The organism is Nonomuraea sp. K271, assembly GCF_009908215.1.
In the GTDB taxonomy this organism is placed as follows: Bacteria; Actinomycetota; Actinomycetes; order Streptosporangiales; family Streptosporangiaceae; genus Nonomuraea; species Nonomuraea longispora.
The window spans coordinates 83,698-105,236 of the sequence record NZ_JAAAHR010000004.1 but is presented as its reverse complement, the minus strand read 5'-3'; the positions used below and the strand labels follow the sequence as shown (position 1 = coordinate 105,236).

Here is a 21,539-nt window from a genome sequence, read left to right as displayed (position 1 = left end):
CCCGGGGGCCGGGGCGCCCGCATGGGTACGAGCGCCGCGCCATGCCGGCGGACGGCGTTCCGGCGGGGTCAGCCGGACGGCGTTTCGGCGGGCGGTGGCGGCGCAGAGGCTCTGGCGCGCCCGCGTACGATCGCCGGCCCGATCAGGCACGCCGCCGCCACGAGCAGGATCGCCAGCGACACCGGCCGCGTCACGAACACCGAAGGGTCACCCTCGCTGAACGCCAGCGCCCTCCTGAACTGCACCTCCATCAACGGCCCCAGCACCGCCCCCAGAATGAGTGGCGCCACCGGATACCGCGCACGGTGCAGCACCCACCCCAGCAGCCCGAACCCGTACGCGATCAGCACTTCGAACACGCTCTGCGAGATCGAGTAGACCCCCAGCGTGGCGAAGGTCAGGATGGCGGCCGTCAGCAGCGCGGTGGGCACGCTGAGCAGCTTCACCCACACCCGGATCAGCGGCAGGTTCAGCACGAGCAGCATCACGTTGCCGAGATAGAGGCTCGCGATCAGTGTCCACACCAGCACCGGCTGCTGGTCGAAGAGCCGCGGTCCAGGTTGCACGTCGTAGATCTGGAACGCGATCAGCAACATGCTCGCCGTGGCCGAGGTCGGGATGCCCAGCGTGAGCAGTGGCACCAGCACCCCGGAGAACGCCGCGTTGTTGGCCGCCTCGGGGCCCGCGACCCCCTCGATGGCGCCCTGCCCGAACTCCTCCTTGTGCCGCGACAGCCGCTTCTCCACGTTGTAGCTGAGGAATGTGGGCAACTCGGCGCCTCCGGCGGGCAGCGACCCGATGGGCAGCCCGAAGGCCGTCCCGCGCAGCCACGGCTTCCACGAGCGGCGCCAGTCGTCGCGGGTCATCCCGATCCGGCCCTCGACCGTGACGGGAGCCTGCTGGGGCCGGTGGCGGGAGGCGGCCGTGGAGACCGCCTCGGCCACGGCGAACAACCCGACCGCGAGCGCCACCACCGACAACCCTTCGTACAGTTCGGGCAGCCCGAACGCGAAGCGCGGCTGGCCGGTCATCTGGTCGATCCCGACCATCCCGATCGTCAGCCCGAGCAGCAGGCTCGACAACCCGCGCACGATCGAGTCGCCCATCAGCGAGGTGACCGTCACGAACGCGAGCACCATGATCGAGAAGTACTCGGCCGGCTGGATGAGCTTGGCGATGTTCGACATGCCCGGGGCCAGGAAGGTGATGACGACCGTGGAGATCGTGCCCGCGACGAACGACCCGATGGCCGCCGTCGCCAGCGCCGCCCCCGCCCGGCCGCGCCTGGCCATGGGATAACCCTCCATCGTCGTGGGGATGGAGGCGGTCTCGCCGGGGATGTTGAGCAGGATGGCGGTGGTCGAGCCGCCGTACATGCCGCCGTAGTAGATGCCGGCGAACATCACGAACGCCCCCACCGGCTCGAACACGAACGTCAGCGGCAGCAGCAGCGCGATGGTCGTGGCAGGCCCCAGACCCGGCAGCACTCCCACCAGCGTGCCGATGGTGACGCCGAGGACGGCTAGGAGCAGGTTCTGCAGGCTCAGCGCGTGGCCGAAGCCGTCGAGCAGGTTGCCGAGCACGTCCATCTCAGATCGCCAATCTGACCAGGCCGGGCGGCAGCGTGATGCCGAGCAGCCGGTCGAACAGGAAGTACGTGGCCAGCGCCAGCACCAGCCCCACGATCACGTCGCGCAGCACCTTCCTGCTGCCCAGCACCCTGGCCACGACCGCGAAGAACACGGTCGTGGCCTGCCAGTAGCCGGCGGGGACCAGGACCAGGGCGTAACCCGCCAGCGCCGCCACCAGCATCAGCACCGACGGCCAGTGCGTCTCCTCCGCCTCGGCGTCCTGTGCGCCGGCTCCTGCGCCCGGTCTGAAGGCCTGCACGAGCCCGATCACGGAGACCACCGCGAGCGCGCCGCCGACCAGCAGCGGGAACGCGCGCGGCCCCACGGCCTGGTAGCCGTTGCCCTGCGGGATCGCGTAGGCCTGGGCCAGCACGACCACGGCGGCGAGCAGGAAGCCGGCGGAGACGATCCGCTGCGTCACTTGCCGAGCCCCAGCTCGCCCAGGATGGCGGTGACCTGCGTGCGCTGCTCGTCCAGCACCTTGCCGAACTCCTCGCCCGGCTTCCAGTCCTCGGTCCAGTTGTTGCGCTCCAGGTCCTTCTTCCAGCAGGAGGTCTTGCGCACCTTGTCGAACAGAGCGATCACGTCCTGCTGCTGCTCCTTGGTCAGCCCGGCGGGCGCGAGTACGCCGGCCAGCGTGGAAACCGCCTCCTCGCCCAGTCCGAGCTCCTTCATCGTGGGAGCGTCGAGGCCCGGGACCCGCTGCTCGGAGTCGACGGACAACGCCCGCAGCTCGCCCGCCTCGATCTGGGAGCGCAGCTCGGCCACCGTGTCGATGCCCGCCGTGGCGGCGCCGCTGAGCAGTAGGTTCATGGACTCGCCGCCACCCGCGGTGGGCACGAAGTTGATCTCCTTGGCGGCGATGCCACGCTGCTTGGCCAGCCCCGCCACGGTCATCTGGCCGGGTCCGCCGAGCGAGCCGCCCGTCCACTTGACGCTGCGGGGCTTGGCCTCCATCGCGTCGATCAGCGACTTCAGATCCTTGTACGGCGACTTCGCCGGCACCACGATGGCGCTCGGTCCCCGGCTCAGCCCGGCGACGGGGGTGAGCTCGGACAGGTCCACCGGAGACTTGTTGCTCACGATGCCGCCCAGCATGGTCACGCTGTCCATGACCATGAGCTGGTAGGGGTCGCCCTTGTGCTTGGCGAACTGCGCCAGCCCGATCGTGCCGCCCGCGCCGGGCACGTTGGTCACCGTGGCGTCCACGTCGGCCACCTTGCATGCGCTGAGCGCGTTGACGAGGCCGCGCGCCCGCGTGTCCCAGCCCCCGCCGGGGCTGCCCGGCGCCATGATCGACAGGGCCTTGTTCGGATAGGCGGCTCCCGCGTCGGCGCTCTCGCCGCCCACGGCGCAGCCGCTGAGGGTCACGGCCGCCGCGACGGTGGCCAGCAGCTTGATCTTCATGATGACTCCCGGGGGGTGAGGATCGATGCGAAGAAGTCCTTGACCGGCTCCAGCACCCGCATCGGCTGGTGGCCGACGCCGGGCACGACGTCGAACCGCACGCGGATGCCGTGCTCCTCGAAGTTGTCGCGCAGCGCCGTGAGCCGCTCGACGCGCGTGATGCCGTGGGCGTCGGCGCCGTCCATCCAGTTGCTGTCACCGTGGTTGTTGATTTCCCAGGTCTCCACGTCGGCGCTGCCCACGACCATCTGCACCGGCACGTCGCGCAACTCCTCCACCCTGGGCGGGCAGCCGAACTCCTCCTCGAACCCCTTCATCCCGGTCCACCACGGGCTGGTGTGGTCGATGTACGTTATCCGCCCCGGCGCACCAATGGACAATCCGGACAAACGGTCGGGATGCAGGTAGCCGAACCGGTGCACGAACTGGCCGCCGCCCGAGAACCCGTGCAGCAGGAAGCGTCCGGCCTCCACGTTGAAGCGCTCGGCGACCTCGTCCACCATGGCCAGCAGGACGCGGTCGAAGCGGATGTCCCCGTACCGGATGAACTTGAAGGCGTGCAGGTCGTGCGGGTCCTCGATGCCGGCGGGGAAGAGCGGGGCGAGCACCAGGCAGCCATGCTCCTCGGCCCACCCGGCGAAGTTGTCGCGGTACTGAGGGCCGCGCCGCCCGGTCCCGTGCTGCAGCACCACCATCGGCAGGGGGGCGCCGTCCGGGTCGTGCGTGGACGGCACGTACAGGCAGTAGGAGAAGCGCTGGTCGAACTTCGACGCGAAGACGGTCGTGGCGCCCGCCGAGTAGAAGGCGGTCGGATGCTTGACGACGTGCAATGCCTCAGTCATGAGGCGACAGCCTGGGTAAACGGGGGGTCACCCGCAAGGAGATTGACGCGTACGCGGTAATGTGCAGGGTGGCCGTCACGCTGTATCTCGACCCATCCGCCACCCCATCCATCGTCGTGCGGCGCTCGCCGCTGGCGGAGCTGTGCGCCTGCCTGCACGCGCTGGACGAGCCGGGACACCACCCCGCCAGCGCGGCCTGGGCGGCCAGGGCGCACCGTGACCTGTCAGGCGGGCTGCTCGCCGCGGCCGCCACCTGGGCGCCGCTCTGGGGAGCCTTCCGCGCCCGCTACCTGCTGCCGCTGTCCGCCGCGCCCAAGCGCACCCTGGCCGGCGAGCTGCGGGAGGTGGCCGAGCTGCCCATCGGCGACTTCACCGCGATGACCGTGCAGGCCCTGATCGGCAAGAACGACACCGAGCTGGTGCCGCTGCTCGGCGACGAGGAGCTGAACCGCATGCGGCTGATCTCCTCCAGCCGGGAGGAGATCGGCACCCGGCTGCGCGCCGACCCCGAGGGGTTCCGCCAGGAGCTGATCGCCTTCCTCACCCGCTTCGCCGCCGCCGCGTTCGACGCCGAATGGCCGTCGCTGCGCCAGGCGCTCGACCACGACGGGGCACTGCGTACCCGTGCCCTGCGCAGGCGCGGGCCCCTGGCACTCGCCGACCTCCCGACCGCCACCGCGACCAGGACGGTGTCAGGGTCGCTGCGCATCGTGTTCGACAAGCTCTACAGCGCCACCGCCCGCGTGGACGACGGACGTCCCTGCCTGATCGTGCCGACCGTGCACGGCCGGCCGCACCTCGTGATCAAGCACTTTCCCGGCTATCCCGTCGTCATCCAGTACAGCGCCGGCGCCGCTCCCGCGCCGACCCTGGAGACCGCCCGGCGCCGGCTCGCCGCCCTGCAGGACCCGACCAGGCTGCGGCTGTGCTACGCGATCCTGCGCAACCCGGTCGCCACCGCCGAGCTGGCCACCCAGCTCGGCATGACCGCACCCCAGGTCTCCAGGCACCTGCGCAGGCTCAGGGAGGCCGAACTCGTGCACACCCACCGGCGCGGCTCGGTCGTCTACTACCAGCTCGACGCTGCCGCCGTCGAGCGCCTCGGGCCCGACCTACTCTCCGTCCTGTACCGGTGAGGACGAAGGCGACGACGTCGCGGCCGGCGGCGGGGGCATGCCGGGGAAGGCCGGAGGCTGGGCGGGCCGGAAGGCGTAGGAGCGGGTCACGGCCTCCTGCATGGCCAGCGCGGCGTAGCGGCGCAGCGCGTCGTCCTGCGCCGCCGCCAGCTCGAGGTAGGCGGCCGTGACGCCGCTCTCCAGGTGCACCGCCAGCTTGGCGGCCTGGGCGTTGCCGGAGGGCACGAACGGCAGCGCGTAGGAGGCGTCGGGCTCCGCGGGCTCGCCGCCGCGCGAGGTGATGTAGCCACGCAGCTGGTCGCGGCGTGCGCGGTGGGCGTCGAAGGCGGCGGTCATCCTGTCACGCGTCGAACCCGACGTGCGCGCCCCGAGCAGTCCGTACGCGAACAGCGCGGCATGCTCCGCGGCCAGCGCCTTGCGCAGCTTGTCGATGTCGTTCACAACGACCTCGGCAGGGCGGCGGCGTGGGCGGCCTCGCAGGCGCCGATGCTGGCGACGAGCTGGGCCATCCCCGGCGACAGGCCGGCGAGCTGGCGGGCGCGCCGGGCCGCGGCCTTGCCCTCCAGCGCCCGCAGCCGGGCCAGCGAGGGTTTCTTCTGCGGCGCACTCGGGGTGGCCCGCCCCGACGGCGAGCCTGACGGCGAACCCGCCGCGGCGGGCGAGGTCATCGGCGCGTGTCGGCGCAGCGCGTCGACGTGCGCCTGGTGCCGCTCGCGGAACGGCACGAGCTTCTGCGCCCCGTCGGCGATCAGCGACGAGTAGAGCGCGATCGTGCTCTCCTTCTCGGCGATCAGTCCCTTCACCAGCACGGTCTCCGGGGAGTCGGACGGCGGCGAGGAGGGTTGCGAAGGGCCGGACGCGCTGCACGAGGTGAGGGCGGCCGCTCCGCCAGCCAGCAGGGCACGCCGGGAGAGCTGACGCGGGCGCACGGGCTTGACCTCCCACTGTTCACGGAGCAGACCGACGAGAAACCTGCTCATCGGCCTGCCGCTCGACCGCCGTGCCGCGTCGATGCCGCGGCGGCGGCCCGCCGGGCAGCTTTCTCATCGGTAGCATCGTACGGGCTGGCACCCGGATCGTTGTCAGCCGACGCTCCGCCATTCGAGCACGACGAGTGGCGCTCTTTTCGTGTCCCCGTACGGATAGGGTGTCAACTGTCGCCGCTGGCCGAGCGGCCAGGCGGCGGAGAGCCGAAGGCGAGGTCCGCCCGGCTGAGACATGACAATAGGGGAGGTCGGCATGGGCAGCGCATCATCCCGCGACCACCTGATGAAGCTCCTTGAGCCCGTGGTCAGCGCGGAGGGCCTCGACCTGGAGGACATCACGGTCACGCAGGCCGGAAAGAGACGGCTGCTGCGCGTGATCGTCGACCGGGACGGCGGGGTGAGTCTCGACCACATCGCCGACGTCAGCCAGGCGGTCTCCGCGGCGCTCGACGACACCGACGCGATGGGCCAGTCCGCCTACACGCTCGAGGTCTCCTCGCCCGGCGTCGACCGCCCGCTCACCGAGCCGCGCCACTGGCGCCGCGCGGCCAGACGGCTGGTGAAGGCCGAGATGAGAGACGGCTCCGTCGTGGAGGGTCGCATCATGGCGGCCGACGACGGCGGCGTCGACCTCGACCTCGCGGGCGCCGCCCGCAGGCTTGATTACGAAGACCTGGCCCGGGGACGGGTACAAGTGGAGTTCCGCCGGATCGACGACGTCGACGGCGACGAAGGCTAAGGGGGGAGCCGTCGTGGACATCGACATGAGCGTCCTGCGCAGCCTCGAACGGGAGAAGGACATCTCCTTCGACCTGGTCGTCAAGGCGATCGAGGACGCGCTGCTGATCGCTTACTTCCGCACCGACGGCGCCGCCCCCAAGGCGCGTGCCGAGCTTGACAGGCAGAGCGGTCACGTCACGATCTGGGCCGCGGAGATCGACGACGAGGGCGAGATCGTCAGGGAATATGACGATACGCCCAGCAATTTCAGCAGGATCGCCGCCACCACCGCCAAGCAGGTCATCCTGCAGCAGTTGCGCGACGCCGAAGACGAGATCAACTTCGGTGAGTTCGCCAGCCGTGAGGGCGAGCTCGTCTCCGGCGTCATCCAGCAGGGCAAGGACCCGCGCGTGGTGCTGGTCGACCTCGGCAAGATCGAGGCCGTGCTGCCCCACGCCGAGCAGGTCCCCGGCGAGGAATACGTGCACGGCGAGCGCATCCGCGCCTACGTGGTGCAGGTGAAGAAGGGCCACAAGGGCCCGTCGGTCACCCTGTCGCGCACGCATCCCGGGCTGGTGAAGAAGCTGTTCGCACTCGAGGTGCCGGAGATCGCCGACGGCACCGTGGAGATCGCGGCGGTGGCGCGCGAGGCGGGCCACCGTACGAAGATCGCGGTCAGGTCGCGCAAGCCGGGCGTCAACGCCAAGGGCGCGTGCATCGGCCCGATGGGGTCACGGGTCCGTAACGTCATGACGGAGCTGCACGGCGAGAAGATCGATATCATCGACTGGTCAGAAGATCCGGGCGAATTCGTGGGGAATGCACTGTCCCCCGCGCGCGTTTCCCATGTTGAGGTCCTTGATCTCGACGGACGGGTGGCGCGCGTGACCGTTCCCGACTACCAGCTCTCGCTGGCCATCGGGAAAGAGGGGCAGAACGCCCGGCTCGCCGCGCGACTGACAGGATGGCGGATCGACATCCGTCCCGACACCCAAGCCGAGGATGCCGCCGGTTCCGTAGATGCGTCGACACGGTAAGCTGGAATATGGTGGCCTGGCCGCCCCACAGCGCACCTGTGTGGGCTGCAGGGTCCGCACGGCTAAGTCCGAGCTGCTCCGCCTGGTGCGGGTCGAGGACCATGTGGTTCCCGACCTGCGAGGACGGCTCCCCGGACGTGGTGCATCGCTGCATCCGTCCACGAGTTGTCTGGAGCTTGCCGAGCGTCGCCGAGCGTTCCCGCGCGCGTTCCGCGCGCCGGGGCCGCTTGACGTCTCGCGCGTGCGGGCGCACCTGGAAGGAGACCACGAAATGTCATGTAGGACGCCGAGTTGATGGGCGGAGTCAGATTGCTATGAGCGCCTGATGAGCACGCGGCGATGAAGACGTCAAGGTAGCGACGGTCCGGACGGCACAGCCAGCCTCCCGGGCCGAGTAAGGGAGTGCAGTGGCGAAGGTCCGGGTATACGAGCTCGCTAAGGAGTTCGGCGTAGAGAGCAAGGTCGTCATGGCCAAGCTCCAAGAGATGGGAGAGTTCGTCCGTTCGGCGTCCTCGACCATCGAAGCGCCGGTGGTCCGCAGGCTCACCGAAGCTCTGGGCGCATCCAAGGGTGGGCCCTCCAGAGGCGGCGGTCAGCCGTCCAGTAAACCGCAGCCCCCGAGGGCTGCCCCCCGGCAGGCCGACGGCCAGGCCGGTAACGGCGCGCAGGCGCCGACCCCCTCGCGTCCGGGTCCCAAGCCCGGTCCGCGTCCGGGCCCCGCGGGCGGCGGCCAGCCGCGTCCGGCGGTGCCCATGCCGCACCAGCCGCAGCAGCAGCCCGAGGCCGCGCGCGGCGAGTCCGGCGCTCCACAGGCACGTTTCGAAAGCGGCACGCCCGCGCGTCCCGGCCCGCGGCCGGGACCGGCGGCCCGCCCGGGTCCCAAGCCCGGTCCCGCGCCCCGTCCCGGTCCCGGAGGCGGCGGCTCCCCGCAGGCGCCGCGGTCCGGCGGCCAGTCAGGCGGCGGTCCGCGTCCAGGGCCCAAGCCCGGTCCGCGTGGTCCGCGTCCCGGAAACAACCCGTTCTCGTCCAACGCCAGCGGCATGGGCCAGTCCCGCCCGCCGCGTCCGGGAGGCAACCGCGACGGCGGCGGTCCCGGCCAGCGTGAGCGCCGTGACGGCCCGCCCCGCGACGGCGCGATCCCGCGTCCGCCGCAGGGCCGTGGCGGCGGCGAGGGCAGGCCGGGCACCGCTGGTCCGCGTCCCGGCCCGCCCGCGGGCGGCGCGCGTCCCGGTCCCGGTGCCGGCGGTCCCCGTCCCGGGGGCCCGCGTCCCAACCCGATGATGATGCCGCAGGGCCGTCCTGCCGGCCCCGGTGGTGGCGGCGGCGGTCGTCCCGGCGGTGGCGGCGGTGGTGGCGGCCGTCCGGGCGGCGGAGGCCGTCCGGGTGGCGGCGGCGGTCGTCCCGGCGGCGGTGGCGGCGGCTACGCCGGCCGTCCCGGTGGCGGCGGTGCCGGTCCGCGCACCGGCACCGGCGGTCCCGGCGGCTTCGGCGGCCGGCCTGGTGGCGGCGGTCGCGGTCGTGGCGGCGGCACCGCGGGAGCCTTCGGGCGTCCCGGTGGCCGTCCCGCGCGTGGGCGCAAGTCCAAGCGGCAGAGGCGCCAGGAGTTCGACAACATGTCGGCGCCCGCGATCGGCGGCGTGCAGGTCGCTCGTGGCAACGGCGCGACGATCCGCCTTCCGCGGGGAGCGTCGCTGTCCGACTTCGCCGACCGCATCGGCGCCAACCCCGCCGCGCTCGTGCAGATCATGCTGCACCTCGGCGAGATGGTGACGGCGACGCAGTCGGTCAACGAGGAGACGTTGCAGCTGCTCGGAGCCGAGCTCGACTACAACATCCAGGTGGTCAGCCCGGAGGAGGAGGACCGCGAGCTTCTCGAGGCCTTCGACATCGAGTTCGGCGAGGACGAGGGCGATGAGGCCGACCTGGCCGCGCGCCCGCCGGTGGTGACCGTCATGGGTCACGTCGACCACGGTAAGACCAAGCTGCTCGACGCCATCCGCAAGACCAACGTGGTGGCGCGCGAGGCGGGTGGCATCACCCAGCACATCGGCGCTTACCAGGTCTCGGCCGAGCACGAGGGCCAGGACCGCAAGGTCACCTTCATCGACACCCCGGGTCACGAGGCGTTCACCGCCATGCGTGCCCGAGGCGCGAAGTCCACCGACATCGCGGTGCTGGTGGTCGCGGCCGACGACGGCGTGAAGCCGCAGACGATCGAGGCCCTCAACCACGCCCAGGCTGCCGAGGTGCCGGTCGTGGTCGCGGTCAACAAGGTCGACAAGGAGGGCGCAGACCCCAACAAGGTGCGCGCCCAGCTCACCGAATACGGCCTGGTGGCGGAGGAATACGGCGGCTCGACCCTCTTCGTCGACATCTCGGCGAAGAACGGCACGGGCATCGACCAGCTCCTCGAGGCCATCCTGCTGACCGCGGACGCCGAGCTCGACCTGCGGGCCAACCCGTCGATGGACGCTCAGGGCATCGCGATCGAGGCGCACCTCGACCGTGGCCGTGGCCCCGTCGCGACCGTCCTGGTCCAGCGCGGCACGCTGCGGGTGGGCGACTCGATCGTGTGCGGCGAGGCCTTCGGCCGCGTCCGCGCCCTGCTCGACGACACCGGTGAGCCGGTCGAGGAGGCCACCCCGTCCCGTCCGGTCCTGGTGATGGGTCTGACGGCCGTGCCGAGCGCCGGTGACAACTTCATCGTGGTCACCGACGACCGCATGGCGCGGCAGATCGCCCAGCAGCGCGCGGCGCGCAAGCGCAGCGCCGACATGGCGAAGTCGAGCCGTCGCCGCAGCCTCGAGGACATCTTCAAGGACCTCGAGAAGGGCAGCGTCGACGAGCTCAAGCTCATCATCAAGGGCGACGTGTCCGGTTCGGTGGAGGCCCTGGAAGACGCCCTGCTCAAGATCGACGTCGGCGACGAGGTCAGGCTCCGTGTCCTGCACCGCGCGGTCGGCGCGATCACCGAGTACGACGTCAACCTGGCTGTCGCCGACGACAACGCGGTCATCATCGGCTTCAATGTCCGGCCCGAGCCCCGGGCACGCGACCTGGCCGAGCGCGAGGGCGTCGACATCCGCTACTACTCGGTCATCTACCAGGCGATCGAGGAGATCGAAGCGGCGCTCAAGGGCATGCTCAAGCCCGAGTTCGAGGAGGCCCAGCTGGGCACCGCGGAGGTCCGCGAGATCTTCAAGGTGCCGAAGATCGGCAACGTCGCCGGTTCGCTGGTCCGCTCCGGCGTGATCGTCCGCAACAGCAAGGCCAGGGTGATCCGCGATGGCGTCGTCATCGCCGACAACCTGACCGTCTCGTCCCTGCGTCGCTTCAAGGATGACGCGACCGAGGTCCGCGAGGGCTTCGAGTGCGGCATCGGGATCGGCTACAACGATCTGCGGGTCGACGACGTGATCGAGACGTTCGAGATGCGGGAGAAGCCGCGCGTGTGACGCGCGGCCGGGCGCCCGGCGGGACATCCGCCGGGCGCCTCTCGCACGCCCTGGCCTGGTCCCCACCGCAGCAGGCCGGGCGTGCGTCCACCTCACCAGGACAAGCGGTGGTAGCCAACGATGTATGTGGGTGCTTTGACCCTGGACATCCTGCTCGGCGACGTCAGGTCGCTGAAGCAGAAGCGCTCAGCCGTACGCCCGTTGATCGCCGAGGTCCAGCGCCGTTACCCCGGCGTCGCGGTGGCTGAGACCGGCCATCTCGACCTGCACCGCAGGGCGGAGATCGGCATCGCGGTGGTCTCCGCCTCAGCGGGAAACTGCACGGACGTGCTGGACGCCTGCGAGCGCATGGTGGCCTTCCGCCCTGAGATCGAGCTGCTGTCGGCCCGGCACCGGCTCTACACCGACGAAGACTGAACGACTGCACGGCCAGGTCGTGCGTGAGGGGGAGCGAACCATGGTGGATGCCGCACGAGCGCGCAAGCTCGCCGACCGCATCCAGCAGATCGTCGCCGAGATGCTGGAGCGCCGGATCAAGGATCCGCGCCTGGGCTTCGTCACCGTGACCGACACGCGCATCACCGCTGACCTGCGTGAGGCGACGGTGTTCTACACGGTGTTCGGCTCGGAGGCCGAGCGGGCCGACAGCGCTGCGGCCCTCGAGAGCGCCAAGGGCATCATCCGCTCCGAGGTCGGACGCCAGACCGGCGTCCGGTTCACCCCCACGCTGACGTTCAAGCACGACCCGCTGCCCGACAGCGCGCGCCAGCTCGACGATCTGATCAGCGCCGCCAGGGCGCGCGACGCCGAGGTGGCGCGGCAGGCCAGGAGCGCCTCCTACGCGGGTGAGGCCGACCCCTACCGCAAGCCCGACGAGGGCGACGACGGGGGTGCCACGGGCAGGGACGACCAGGCGTGACGCCCGACGTTCGCGACAGGGCTGAGCCGCCGCGGGTCAACGGGCGGCCGCCGGACGAGTGCGCGGTCCCCGAGGCCGCGTGGAGCCGGGCGCTGCACCTGATCCGGCAGGCCGACGAGGTGGCGATGGCCTGCCACGTGACCCCCGACGGCGACGCGCTCGGCTCGATGCTGGCCGTCGCCTTTACGCTGCGCTCGATGGGCAAGCGGGTCGTGACGTCGTTCGGCGACCACCATTTCGTCGTGCCGCGGCTGCTGCGCTTCCTGCCGGGCCAGGAGATGCTGGTGCCGCCGGAGGAGTTCCCCGAGTCCCCCGACCTGATGGTCACGTTCGACTCGTCGACGTTCCAGCGGCTGGGGCTCCTGGGCGCCAGCACCGCCAGGGCACGCGAGGTCATCGTGGTCGACCACCACCCCTCCAACGAGGGCGAGTTCGGCACGCTCAGCCTCATCGACTCCACGGCCGCGGCCACGGCCATGCTGGCCGAGGAGCTGATCTACCGGCTCGGCGGGCAGCTCGACCGCGACATCGCCACCTGCCTGTACGCCGGCCTGGTGACCGACACCGGGTCGTTCCGTTACTCCACGACCACGCCCGCCGTGCACCACATGGCTGCCAGGCTGGTCGCCACCGGGCTGCGTACCGACGAGATCGCCCGCGAGTTGTGGGACCGTTCCCCGTTCGGCTACCTCAAGGTGCTCGCCGGGGCGCTGGAGCGGGTGACGCTGGAGGACGGGCTCGTGTGGACGTACGTCTCCCAGGTCGACCGGGCCGCGTACGGACTGCCCTACTCCGAGCTCGAAGGCGTCATCGACATCCTGCGCCGGACCGACGAGGCCGAGGTCTCGGTGGTGCTCAAGGAGGACGACCAGGGCTACTGGCAGGTGTCGACCCGGTCCAAGGGCAACGTCGACGTGGCCGCCGTGTGCGCGGCGCTGGGCGGCGGCGGGCACCACAACGCGGCCGGCTACACCTCCCAGGACAGCGTGGAGGACACCATGGTGAAGTTCCGGCGAGAGCTGAGGAAGGCCTGATGGCCCAGAGCGGTCTGATCATCGTCGACAAGCCGGCCGGCTGGACGTCCCACGACGTGGTGGCCAAGATGCGGCGCGTGGCGGGCACCCGGCGGGTGGGGCACGCGGGCACGCTCGACCCGATGGCGACGGGCGTGCTGGTGGTCGGCGTGGAGAAGGCGACCAGGCTGCTCGGTCATCTGGCGCTGACGGAGAAGGTCTACGAAGCCACCATCCGGCTCGGCGTGAGCACCAACACCGACGACGCCGAGGGCGAGGTCACCGCCACCGCGTCGGCCTCCGGTGTCGCCGAGACCGAGATCCACAAGGGCGCCACCGCGCTGACGGGCGCGATCATGCAGATCCCGCCGCAGGTCAGTGCGATCAAGGTCAACGGGCAGCGGGCCTACAAGAAGGCGCGTGCGGGCGAGGCGGTCGAGCTGCAGGCCAGGCCGGTGACCGTGAGCGAGTTCGCGGTGCTGGACACCAGGGCCGGCGACGACGTCGTGGACGTCGACGCGGTCGTGACCTGCTCCAGCGGCACCTACATCCGGGCGCTGGCCCGCGACCTCGGGGCGGAGCTCGGGGTCGGCGGCCACCTGACGCGGCTGCGGCGCACCAGGGTGGGCCCCTACGACCTGTCGCTGGCCAGGACGGTCGAGCAGCTCGCCGAGGAGTGCGAGATCCTGCCGATCGGCGCGGCGGTCGCGGCGGTCTTCCCGCGCAGAGACGTCACCGCGGAGGAGGCCCGCGTGATCGGGCACGGCGGCCGGCTGCCCGCCGCCGGCCTCGGCTCCGGCCCGATCGGTGTGTTCGGGCCCGACGGTGAGCTGCTCGCGCTCGTGGAGGAGAAGGGCGCGCTGGCCAAGCCGCTCGCCGTCTTCGCGGGATGAGCTCGGGTGGCTCGGGTGAGCGGCGTGAGCGCGGCCGGCGCGCTCAGCCGGGTTTGCGGGCGACGATGATGTCGCGCATGATCGCCTGGTCGACCCAGTGCTCGAAGTCGGGATAGTCCATCACGTCGAGGCCCGCGCCGGTGAGGAGCCTGGCCAGTTCGGCGCGCTTGCCGCCGTAGGTGTTCCAGGCGATGCCCATCGCGCCGCCGGGGCGCAGCAGCTCGGTCCAGCCCGGTACGGCCTTGTCCAGCAACTCCACGGGGCTGCGTGACAATCCGCCGCCGCCCTTGCTGCCGTGCTGGACGCCGTAGGGGGCGTCGGTCGCCACGACGTCGAAGGAGCGCGGCTTGAAGAACTCGCGGCTCTTCAGCGTGTCGGCGTGAACCACGGTCAGGCGCTGCACGTCGCCGGCTCTGAACGCCTCTTTCGACAGCCCGAACGTGACGTTGAGCCGCCGCCCCGCCAGCGCCCGCTCGCGGCGCACCGGCACGGTCTCGGCGGTGTGCTTGAGCCGTTTGTTGCGCAGCCAGGTCTTGACGAAGCCGGTGTAGGCCTCGAAGTCCTTCCCGTCGACGTCGAGGCCGTAGGCGTCGTAGCCGTACATGAGGGCCTGGTTGAGGGTGGTGCCGCGGCCGCACATCGGGTCGAACACCGCCAGCCGCTCGCCCAGCCCCTTGCGGGTGGCCAGCGCTGTGACGTTGAGCAGCAGCTTGGTGAAGTGCTCGTTGGTCTTGCCGGCGTATTTCTGGATGGTGATCAGGTCGCTGCTGAGCCGGTCGAGCCGGTGCACGGGCAGCGGCCTGAGCAGCTCGCCCTCCACGCCGAACAGGGCGTAGACGGAGGAGAGGTTGGACAGCAGCGCGAGGTGCGCCCGGCTCAGCGGCTCGGCCGTCTCGAACGTCACGTAGGGGACGCCGCCGATGGTGGTCTCGTCGCTGCCCAGGACCTGCCCGCCCAGCCCGCGCGCGCTGAAGACGGCCAGCTCGTTGCGGGTCAGCCGGACGGAGCTCTCGGCGTAGACCCGGTTGAAGGCAGGCAGGATCAGCAGCGCGTAACGAGGCACGATGCCCGATCCTATCCGCTGACGGGAGGCGGGCGGCTGCACGAGCCGGTACGGTGACATCCCCCTGGGTTGCGGGGGACAGTGACGCGCATGGCAGGCTTGGGTGCGGTTGATCCGTGACGAGCGAATGGGGCCTGGTGTGCAGGGTTCGGGAAGGTCTGTCGTCACCATCGGCGTGTTCGACGGGGTGCACCGCGGCCACCGGCGGGTGATCGAGCGCGCGGTCGCCATCGCGCGCGAGCGCGGGTTGCGGAGCGTCGCCGTCACCTTCGAGCCGCACCCTGAGGAACTCGTACGCCCGGGGACGCGCCCGCACCGGCTCACCAGCCTGCGGCGCAGGGGCGAGCTGCTGGCCGGGCTGGGCGTCGACGAGGTCGACGTGGTGGAGTTCACGCCGGCGCTGCAGCGCACCAGCCCTGACGACTTCGTCCAGAGCGTGGCGGTCGAGCGGTTGCGGGCCGCGGTCGTGGTCGTGGGGGAGGACTTCGTGTTCGGGCACGAAGCCAGCGGAGATGTCCAGACATTGCGGACGCTGGGCGATAAGTATGACTTCGAAGTGGAGGCCGTGCGCCTGCTCGAACGCGTCTCCTCGACCGCCATCCGCGAACAGCTCGCGGCCGGCGACGTCGAAGGCGCGCGCGAGCGGCTCGGACGGCCGCACCGCGTGGAGGGCGTGGTCGTGCGCGGCTACCAGCGCGGGCGGCAACTCGGCTTCCCGACCGCCAACGTGGAGACGCCGCCGCACACCGCGATCCCGGCAGACGGGGTCTACGCGGGCTGGCTGGAGTGCGTGCCCGTCGCCAACCTGCCCGCGCTCTACGAGGGCGAGCGGTGGCCGGCGGCCATCTCGGTCGGCACCAACCCGACGTTCGAGGGCGTGCCGCGCACCGTCGAGGCGTACGCGCTCGACCGTGACGACCTTGAGTTGTACGGCGCGCACGTCGCGGTCGAGTTCGCGGCACGGCTGCGCGGCAACACCCGTTTCGAGTCCATCGAGGCGCTGATCGCCCAGATCCACGCCGACGTCGACGCCACCCGGAGGATCATCGGCTGACCACCTCCCACCGCCCTGCATGTCCCGCGTCGCGAGTGTCCCGACGACCCCGCCCAAGGTGGTAACCTTGCATGTCGGCTCTGTAGCGGCGGCGCTGCGCGCTGCGCATGAAGGCCTTCACGCGGCGACTGTAGGCACGCACGGTCGTTCGCACACTCACATCAGTCGTGCGTGCCCGTAGCTCAAAGGAGAGCCGTGTCCCTCGACACCGCTGCCAAGAAGTCCATCATCAGTGAATACGCGACGACCGAAGGCGACACCGGGTCGCCCGAGGTCCAGATCGCGCTGCTCAGCAAGCGCATCAGCGAGCTCACCGAGCACCTGAAGACGCACAAGCACGACCACCACAGCCGTCGTGGCCTGCTGCTGCTCGTCGGTCGCCGGCGTCGCCTGCTGAAATACCTGCAGAAGGTCGACATCCAGCGCTACCGGTCGCTCATCGAGCGGCTCGGCCTGCGCCGATAGCATGAAGGGAGCGGCCCCGTGCCGCTCCCTTCGCATATGGCCCAAGGCCATAGGGCCGGGCGCGTGGCGAGGTTCACATACCCGCCGCGCCCGGCGTACAACTGAAGATCCGAGACACACAGCCCCCGCGTCCGCTTAGCACCTTGCGACCCGCGACGCCTGCGGGCCGGTCCTCGGTAGTGGCTTCCGGTAGGAAAGACCGGGTGCTTCGATCGAAGACCGGCGCTGCACCTAACGAGGGTGCCGGTGAGAAAAGGGCGCGGGAGACCGACCACAAGGAGGTCCCCCGTGGAGGGTGTCCACACTGCTGAAGCCGTCATAGACAACGGCTCTTTCGGCACGCGCACGATCCGGTTCGAGACCGGTCGCCTCGCACGCCAGGCGGCGGGTTCCGCCGTCGCCTACCTCGACAACGACACGATGGTGCTCTCAGCGACCACCGCGTCCAAGTCACCCAAGGAGAACCTCGACTTCTTCCCGCTCACGGTCGACGTCGAAGAGCGCATGTACGCCGCGGGCCGCATCCCCGGCTCGTTCTTCCGCCGTGAGGGCCGTCCTTCCGAGGACGCCATCCTCACCTGCCGCCTGATCGACCGGCCGCTGCGCCCGTCGTTCGTCAAGGGGCTGCGCAACGAGATCCAGGTCGTCGCCACCGTGATGGCCCTCAACCCCGACCACCTCTACGACGTGGTGGCGATCAACGCCGCGTCGTTGTCCACCCAGCTCGCGGGCCTGCCGTTCTCCGGCCCGATCGGCGGCGTGCGCGTCGCGCTGATCGACGGCCAGTGGGTGGCCTTCCCGACCCACCACGAACTGGAGCGGGCCACGTTCGACATGGTCGTGGCGGGCCGCGTGCTCGCCGACGGCGACGTCGCGATCATGATGGTCGAGGCCGAGTCCACGAAGGACACGATCAAGCTGGTCGCCGAAGGTGCGGTCGCGCCGACCGAGGAGACCGTCGCCCAGGGCCTCGACGCCGCCAAGCCCTTCATCAAGGTGCTCTGCGAGGCGCAGTCGCGCATCGCGCGGGTCGCGGCCAAGGAGACGGCCGAATACCCGCTCTTCCTCGACTACCAGGACGACGTCTACGACGCGGTCGAGGCCGCGGTGAAGACCGAGCTGGCGGCCGCGCTGACCATCGCCGGCAAGCAGGAGCGCGAGAACGAGCTCGACAAGGTCAAGGCACTGGCCGCCGAGAAGCTCCTGCCCGAGTTCGAGGGGCGCGAGAAGGAGATCTCCGCGGCGTTCCGCTCGGTGATGAAGAAGCTCATGCGCGAGCGGGTCGTCAAGGAGGGCGTCCGCATCGACGGACGCGGCACCAAGGACATCCGCGCCCTGTCAGCCGAGGTCCACGTGGTGCCCCGGGTGCACGGCTCGGCGCTGTTCGAGCGCGGCGAGACCCAGATCATGGGCATCACGACGCTCAACATGCTGCGTATGGAGCAGGTCATCGACACGCTCAACCCCGAGCGGACCAAGCGCTACATGCACAACTACAATTTCCCGCCCTATTCGACCGGTGAGACCGGCCGGGTGGGCTCGCCCAAGCGCCGCGAGATCGGCCACGGCGCGCTCGCCGAGCGGGCGCTGATCCCGGTGCTCCCCACGCGCGAGGAGTTCCCGTACGCCATCCGCCAGGTCTCCGAGGCGCTCGGCTCCAACGGCTCCACCTCGATGGGCTCGGTCTGCGCCTCCACGATGGCGCTGCTCGACGCCGGCGTGCCGCTCAAGGAGATGGTCGCGGGCATCGCGATGGGTTTGATCGGCGAGGGCGACACCTACGTCACGCTGACCGACATCCTCGGCGCCGAGGACGCCATGGGCGACATGGACTTCAAGGTCGCCGGCACCAAGGACGTCATCACCGCGCTCCAGCTCGACACCAAGCTCGACGGCATCCCCGCCTCGGTGCTGGCCGGCGCGCTCAAGCAGGCCAAGGGCGCCCGCCTGGCGATCCTCGACGTGATGCAGGAGGCGATCGACTCCCCGGCGGAGATGAACCCGACCGCGCCGCGCATCATCACGATCAAGGTCCCGGTCGACAAGATCGGCGAGGTCATCGGCCCGAAGGGCAAGATGATCAACCAGATCCAGGACGACACGGGCGCCGAGATCACCATCGAGGACGACGGCACGATCTACATCGGCGCCACCGACGGCCCGTCCGCCGAGGCGGCCCGGTCGGCGATCAACGCCATCGCCAACCCGCACATGCCTGAGGTCGGCGAGCGTTACCTCGGCACGGTCGTCAAGATCGCGGCCTTCGGTTCGTTCATCTCGCTCATGCCCGGAAAGGACGGTCTGCTGCACGTCTCCCAGATCCGCAAGCTGCACGGCGGCAAGCGCATCGAGAACGTCGAGGACGTGATGAGCGTCGGCGAGAAGATCCAGGTTGAGATCGCCGAGATCGACGGCCGGGGCAAGCTCTCCCTGGTGCCGGTCGAGGTGATCGAGCGCGAGGCCGCCGAGAAGGAGGCCAAGGCCGCCGCCGGCGACTCCGCCGAGGACGGCGACGCAGCTCCCGAGCAGCCCGCGCAGGGCGCCGACGACCGCCCCGAGCGGCCCCGCCGCACCCGCACCCGCGTGCGCAGCAGCCGCAACGAGGGGGACGACCGCAACTCGTGAGCGAGCTCAGCCAGGCAACCATCATCAGCGGCGTCGTGCTGACGAAGGAGGCTTCGTGAGCACGACCACGCTGCACCCAGGCAAAGACGGCGCCGGGGTGGTGAGGCGCACCGTTCTGCCCGGTGGGTTGCGCGTGGTGACCGAGACCATGCCGACCGTGCGCAGCGTCGCGGTCGGCATGTGGGTCGGCATCGGCTCGCGTGACGAGGCCCCCGAGCACATGGGTGCCACCCATTTCCTCGAACACCTGCTGTTCAAGGGCACCCCCACGCGCGACGCCATGGAGATCTCCGCCTCCATCGAGGGCATCGGCGGTGAGATCAACGCCTTCACCGCCAAGGAGTACACCTGCTACTACGCGCGCGTCCTCGACGAGGACCTGCCGCTCGCGGTCGACGTGCTCGCCGACGTGGTGACCAGCTCGCTGGTGGCCGAGCAGGACGTCGAGTCGGAGCGCGGGGTGATCCTCGAAGAGATCGCCATGCACGACGACGACCCGTCCGACGTGGTGCACGAGCAGTTCGCCGCCGCGCTCTACGGCGACTCCCCGATCGGGCGGCCCATCCTGGGCACGGTCGATTCGATCAATGCTCTCGGGCGCGACCGGATCGCGGAGTACTACCGTCGCTACTACCGGCCCCGCCGCACGGTCGTCTCGGTCGCGGGCAACGTACGCCACGAAGAGGTCGTCGAGCTGGTCACCAGGGCCTACGAGCGGGCGGGCATGCTCGAAGGCCCGGCCGAGTTCGCACCGCCGCGCACCAGCGGTCCCGGCGCCGAGACCCGCTCGGGCGTCACGGTGCTCGACCGGCCGACCGAGCAGGCCAACCTGGTGCTCGGCACGACCGGCATGACCCGCACCGACGATCGCAGGTTCGCGCTCGGCGTGCTCAACGCCGCGCTGGGCGGCGGCATGTCGTCCCGGCTCTTCCAGGAGATCAGGGAGAAGCGCGGCCTGGCCTACTCCGCCTACAGTTACACCTCGGCCTACGCCGACACCGGCCAGTTCGGCATCTACGTGGGCTGCCTGCCCTCGAAGATCGACGACGTGCTCAAGATCTGCCGTGACGAGGTGTCCAGGGTGGTGGCCGAGGGCCTGACCGACGAGGAGATCATGCGCGGCAAGGGCCAGATGCGCGGCGGTCTCGTGCTCGGCCTGGAGGACACCGGCTCGCGCATGTCGCGCATCGGCAAGAACGAGCTCGTCCACGACGAGCTGATGTCGGTGGACGAAGTGCTGGCGCGCATCGAGGGCGTCACGCCCGACGAGATCTCCGAGGTGGCCGCCGACGTGCTCAACCGGCCGCTCACGCTCGCCGTGATCGGCCCGTACGGTGACAAGGACTTCACCGACGCCATCCGCTGACCGGCCCCGCAGGATCCCAGCCGTGAGGCCGGCGTCCTGCGCGGCGGGCCGGGAGGCGGATCACGTCAGGACGATAGGGTTGGCGGTGTGATCAAGGTAGGAGTGCTCGGCGCCCGCGGCCGCGTGGGCGTGGAGGTGTGCAGAGCGGTCGAGGCGGCCACCGACATGGAGCTGGTGGCCGCGCTCGACAAGGACGACTCCATCGAGGGGCTCGCGGGCGCCGAGGTGGTGGTCGACTTCACCCATCCCGACGTCGTCATGGGCAACCTCGAGTGGGCCATCGGCCACGGCGTCCACCCGGTGGTGGGCACGACGGGGTTCGACGAGGGGCGGCTGGAGACCGTACGCCGATGGCTGGCGGCATCGCCGGGCACCAACTGCCTGATCGCCCCCAACTTCGGCATCGCCGCCGTGCTGATGATGCACTTCGCCCAGCGGGCGGCCCGCTATTTCGAGTCCGTCGAGATCGTGGAGCTGCACCATCCCAACAAAGCCGACGCACCGTCCGGCACGGCTCGGCGTACGGCTGAGATGGTCGCTGAGGCGCGCGCCGAGGCGGGGGCGGCGCGAATGCCCGACGCCACGACCACCGCGCTCGACGGCGCGCGTGGAGCCGACGTGGAAGGTGTCCACGTGCACGCGGTGCGCCTGTCGGGGCTCATCGCCCACCAGGAGGTGCTGCTCGGCGGCGACGGCGAGATCCTGACCATCCGGCACGACACGATGAGCAGGTCCGCGTTCACGCCCGGCGTGCTGCTCGGGGTGCGAAGGGTCCGCGAGCAGCCCGGTCTCACCGTGGGGCTCGAGCCGCTGCTCGACCTCTGACCTCACGGCCGGCCGCGACCACCGGGGTCGGCGCACACGACGTGCCCACCACCGGGCGGTCGTGGGCACGTCGTGAGGAGAGGGCCCCGGCTCCGCACAGCC

21 protein-coding genes are annotated in these 21,539 nt (G+C 70.7%); 14 read left to right on the top strand and 7 right to left on the bottom strand.

The annotated features are described in order from the left end of the window. Positions 1 to 68: 68 nt before the first annotated feature. From GUY59_RS02535 to GUY59_RS02520, 4 genes are read right to left on the bottom strand one after another with little or no spacing between them, the layout of a single operon-like run. Complete coding sequence (locus tag GUY59_RS02535; RefSeq protein WP_138198926.1) at positions 69 to 1,589, bottom strand: tripartite tricarboxylate transporter permease; 1,521 nt, start codon at positions 1,587 to 1,589, stop codon at positions 69 to 71. A gap of 1 nt (position 1,590) precedes the next feature. Then, positions 1,591 to 2,052, bottom strand: coding sequence for a tripartite tricarboxylate transporter TctB family protein (locus GUY59_RS02530; RefSeq protein WP_201760415.1), 462 nt, complete (start codon positions 2,050 to 2,052; stop codon positions 1,591 to 1,593). Further along, positions 2,049 to 3,038 (bottom strand): Bug family tripartite tricarboxylate transporter substrate binding protein, encoded by a 990-nt coding sequence (locus tag GUY59_RS02525; RefSeq protein ID WP_138198927.1) that lies wholly within the window; start codon positions 3,036 to 3,038, stop codon positions 2,049 to 2,051. Before GUY59_RS02525 ends, GUY59_RS02530 begins: the two co-directional genes overlap by 4 nt. Beyond that, positions 3,035 to 3,880, bottom strand: a complete 846-nt coding sequence (locus GUY59_RS02520; RefSeq protein ID WP_138198928.1) for a PHB depolymerase family esterase — start codon at positions 3,878 to 3,880, stop codon at positions 3,035 to 3,037. The genes GUY59_RS02525 and GUY59_RS02520 overlap by 4 nt, the downstream gene beginning before the upstream one ends. A gap of 68 nt (positions 3,881 to 3,948) precedes the next feature. Here GUY59_RS02520 and GUY59_RS02515 point away from each other — a divergent pair, with 68 nt between their 5' ends. Further along, on the top strand, positions 3,949 to 5,016 hold the full coding sequence (locus GUY59_RS02515; RefSeq protein WP_201760414.1) for an ArsR/SmtB family transcription factor: 1,068 nt from the start codon (positions 3,949 to 3,951) through the stop codon (positions 5,014 to 5,016). On the opposite strand, the gene GUY59_RS02510 is transcribed toward GUY59_RS02515, so the two are convergent. Continuing rightward, complete coding sequence (locus GUY59_RS02510) at positions 4,993 to 5,457, bottom strand: ferritin-like domain-containing protein (protein ID WP_138198930.1); 465 nt, start codon at positions 5,455 to 5,457, stop codon at positions 4,993 to 4,995. The genes GUY59_RS02515 and GUY59_RS02510 overlap by 24 nt on opposite strands. Further along, on the bottom strand, positions 5,454 to 5,996 hold the full coding sequence (locus GUY59_RS02505) for a hypothetical protein (RefSeq protein ID WP_138198931.1): 543 nt from the start codon (positions 5,994 to 5,996) through the stop codon (positions 5,454 to 5,456). Before GUY59_RS02505 ends, GUY59_RS02510 begins: the two co-directional genes overlap by 4 nt. A 259-nt stretch (positions 5,997 to 6,255) precedes the next feature. On the opposite strand from GUY59_RS02505, the gene rimP reads away from it, so the two are divergent. From rimP to truB, 8 genes are all read left to right on the top strand, one after another. Beyond that, on the top strand, positions 6,256 to 6,741 hold the full coding sequence (rimP, locus tag GUY59_RS02500) for a ribosome maturation factor RimP (protein ID WP_138198932.1): 486 nt from the start codon (positions 6,256 to 6,258) through the stop codon (positions 6,739 to 6,741). A gap of 25 nt (positions 6,742 to 6,766) precedes the next feature. Continuing rightward, entirely contained in the window at positions 6,767 to 7,759 is a 993-nt protein-coding gene (gene nusA, locus GUY59_RS02495; protein ID WP_138198989.1) for a transcription termination factor NusA, read from the top strand. After that, the gene (locus tag GUY59_RS02490; RefSeq protein WP_138198933.1) at positions 7,743 to 8,054 is read left to right on the top strand and encodes a YlxR family protein; all 312 of its coding nucleotides are present in this window, start codon (positions 7,743 to 7,745) and stop codon (positions 8,052 to 8,054) included. Before nusA ends, GUY59_RS02490 begins: the two co-directional genes overlap by 17 nt. Positions 8,055 to 8,166: 112 nt before the next feature. Next, on the top strand, positions 8,167 to 11,214 hold the full coding sequence (gene infB, locus GUY59_RS02485) for a translation initiation factor IF-2 (RefSeq protein WP_138198934.1): 3,048 nt from the start codon (positions 8,167 to 8,169) through the stop codon (positions 11,212 to 11,214). A gap of 120 nt (positions 11,215 to 11,334) precedes the next feature. Further along, positions 11,335 to 11,631: a DUF503 domain-containing protein gene (locus GUY59_RS02480; RefSeq protein ID WP_138198935.1), complete on the top strand. Its 297-nt coding sequence runs from the start codon at positions 11,335 to 11,337 to the stop codon at positions 11,629 to 11,631. Between the two features lie 40 nt (positions 11,632 to 11,671). Next, positions 11,672 to 12,133, top strand: a complete 462-nt coding sequence (gene rbfA / locus GUY59_RS02475; protein ID WP_132334288.1) for a 30S ribosome-binding factor RbfA — start codon at positions 11,672 to 11,674, stop codon at positions 12,131 to 12,133. Further along, a complete protein-coding gene (locus GUY59_RS02470) occupies positions 12,130 to 13,167 on the top strand; it encodes a DHH family phosphoesterase (RefSeq protein WP_138198936.1) in 1,038 nt (345 codons plus the stop codon). The genes rbfA and GUY59_RS02470 overlap by 4 nt, the downstream gene beginning before the upstream one ends. Further along, positions 13,167 to 14,039 (top strand): tRNA pseudouridine(55) synthase TruB, encoded by an 873-nt coding sequence (truB, locus tag GUY59_RS02465; RefSeq protein WP_138198937.1) that lies wholly within the window; start codon positions 13,167 to 13,169, stop codon positions 14,037 to 14,039. The genes GUY59_RS02470 and truB overlap by 1 nt, the downstream gene beginning before the upstream one ends. 43 nt (positions 14,040 to 14,082) lie before the next feature. Here truB and GUY59_RS02460 read toward each other — a convergent pair whose 3' ends face one another. Then, positions 14,083 to 15,102: a TRM11 family SAM-dependent methyltransferase gene (locus GUY59_RS02460; RefSeq protein ID WP_138198938.1), complete on the bottom strand. Its 1,020-nt coding sequence runs from the start codon at positions 15,100 to 15,102 to the stop codon at positions 14,083 to 14,085. A 127-nt stretch (positions 15,103 to 15,229) separates the two neighbouring features. Between GUY59_RS02460 and GUY59_RS02455 the strand changes: the two genes are divergently transcribed. From GUY59_RS02455 to dapB, 5 genes are all read left to right on the top strand, one after another. Beyond that, positions 15,230 to 16,156 (top strand): bifunctional riboflavin kinase/FAD synthetase, encoded by a 927-nt coding sequence (locus tag GUY59_RS02455; protein ID WP_138198939.1) that lies wholly within the window; start codon positions 15,230 to 15,232, stop codon positions 16,154 to 16,156. 195 nt (positions 16,157 to 16,351) lie between these two features. Beyond that, entirely contained in the window at positions 16,352 to 16,621 is a 270-nt protein-coding gene (gene rpsO / locus GUY59_RS02450; RefSeq protein WP_132334293.1) for a 30S ribosomal protein S15, read from the top strand. A gap of 288 nt (positions 16,622 to 16,909) precedes the next feature. Then, positions 16,910 to 19,246 (top strand): polyribonucleotide nucleotidyltransferase, encoded by a 2,337-nt coding sequence (locus GUY59_RS02445; RefSeq protein WP_138198940.1) that lies wholly within the window; start codon positions 16,910 to 16,912, stop codon positions 19,244 to 19,246. A gap of 55 nt (positions 19,247 to 19,301) precedes the next feature. Next, positions 19,302 to 20,612, top strand: coding sequence for a M16 family metallopeptidase (locus GUY59_RS02440; RefSeq protein ID WP_138198941.1), 1,311 nt, complete (start codon positions 19,302 to 19,304; stop codon positions 20,610 to 20,612). An 87-nt stretch (positions 20,613 to 20,699) separates the two neighbouring features. Continuing rightward, a complete protein-coding gene (dapB, locus tag GUY59_RS02435) occupies positions 20,700 to 21,437 on the top strand; it encodes a 4-hydroxy-tetrahydrodipicolinate reductase (RefSeq protein WP_138198942.1) in 738 nt (245 codons plus the stop codon). The last annotated feature ends 102 nt before the right edge of the window (positions 21,438 to 21,539 follow it).

Excerpts from the sequence above, each read along its gene's own strand:
- GUY59_RS02535 (WP_138198926.1), bottom strand. The coding sequence starts at position 1,589 with ATGGACGTGCTCGGCAACCTGCTCGACGGCTTCGGCCACGCGCTGAGC.
- GUY59_RS02525 (WP_138198927.1), bottom strand. The coding sequence starts at position 3,038 with ATGAAGATCAAGCTGCTGGCCACCGTCGCGGCGGCCGTGACCCTCAGC.
- GUY59_RS02520 (WP_138198928.1), bottom strand. The coding sequence starts at position 3,880 with ATGACTGAGGCATTGCACGTCGTCAAGCATCCGACCGCCTTCTACTCG.
- GUY59_RS02505 (WP_138198931.1), bottom strand. The coding sequence starts at position 5,996 with ATGAGCAGGTTTCTCGTCGGTCTGCTCCGTGAACAGTGGGAGGTCAAG.
- rimP (WP_138198932.1), top strand. The coding sequence starts at position 6,256 with ATGGGCAGCGCATCATCCCGCGACCACCTGATGAAGCTCCTTGAGCCC.
- nusA (WP_138198989.1), top strand. The coding sequence starts at position 6,767 with ATGAGCGTCCTGCGCAGCCTCGAACGGGAGAAGGACATCTCCTTCGAC.
- GUY59_RS02490 (WP_138198933.1), top strand. The coding sequence starts at position 7,743 with ATGCGTCGACACGGTAAGCTGGAATATGGTGGCCTGGCCGCCCCACAG.
- GUY59_RS02480 (WP_138198935.1), top strand. The coding sequence starts at position 11,335 with ATGTATGTGGGTGCTTTGACCCTGGACATCCTGCTCGGCGACGTCAGG.
- rbfA (WP_132334288.1), top strand. The coding sequence starts at position 11,672 with ATGGTGGATGCCGCACGAGCGCGCAAGCTCGCCGACCGCATCCAGCAG.
- truB (WP_138198937.1), top strand. The coding sequence starts at position 13,167 with ATGGCCCAGAGCGGTCTGATCATCGTCGACAAGCCGGCCGGCTGGACG.
- GUY59_RS02455 (WP_138198939.1), top strand. The coding sequence starts at position 15,230 with ATGGGGCCTGGTGTGCAGGGTTCGGGAAGGTCTGTCGTCACCATCGGC.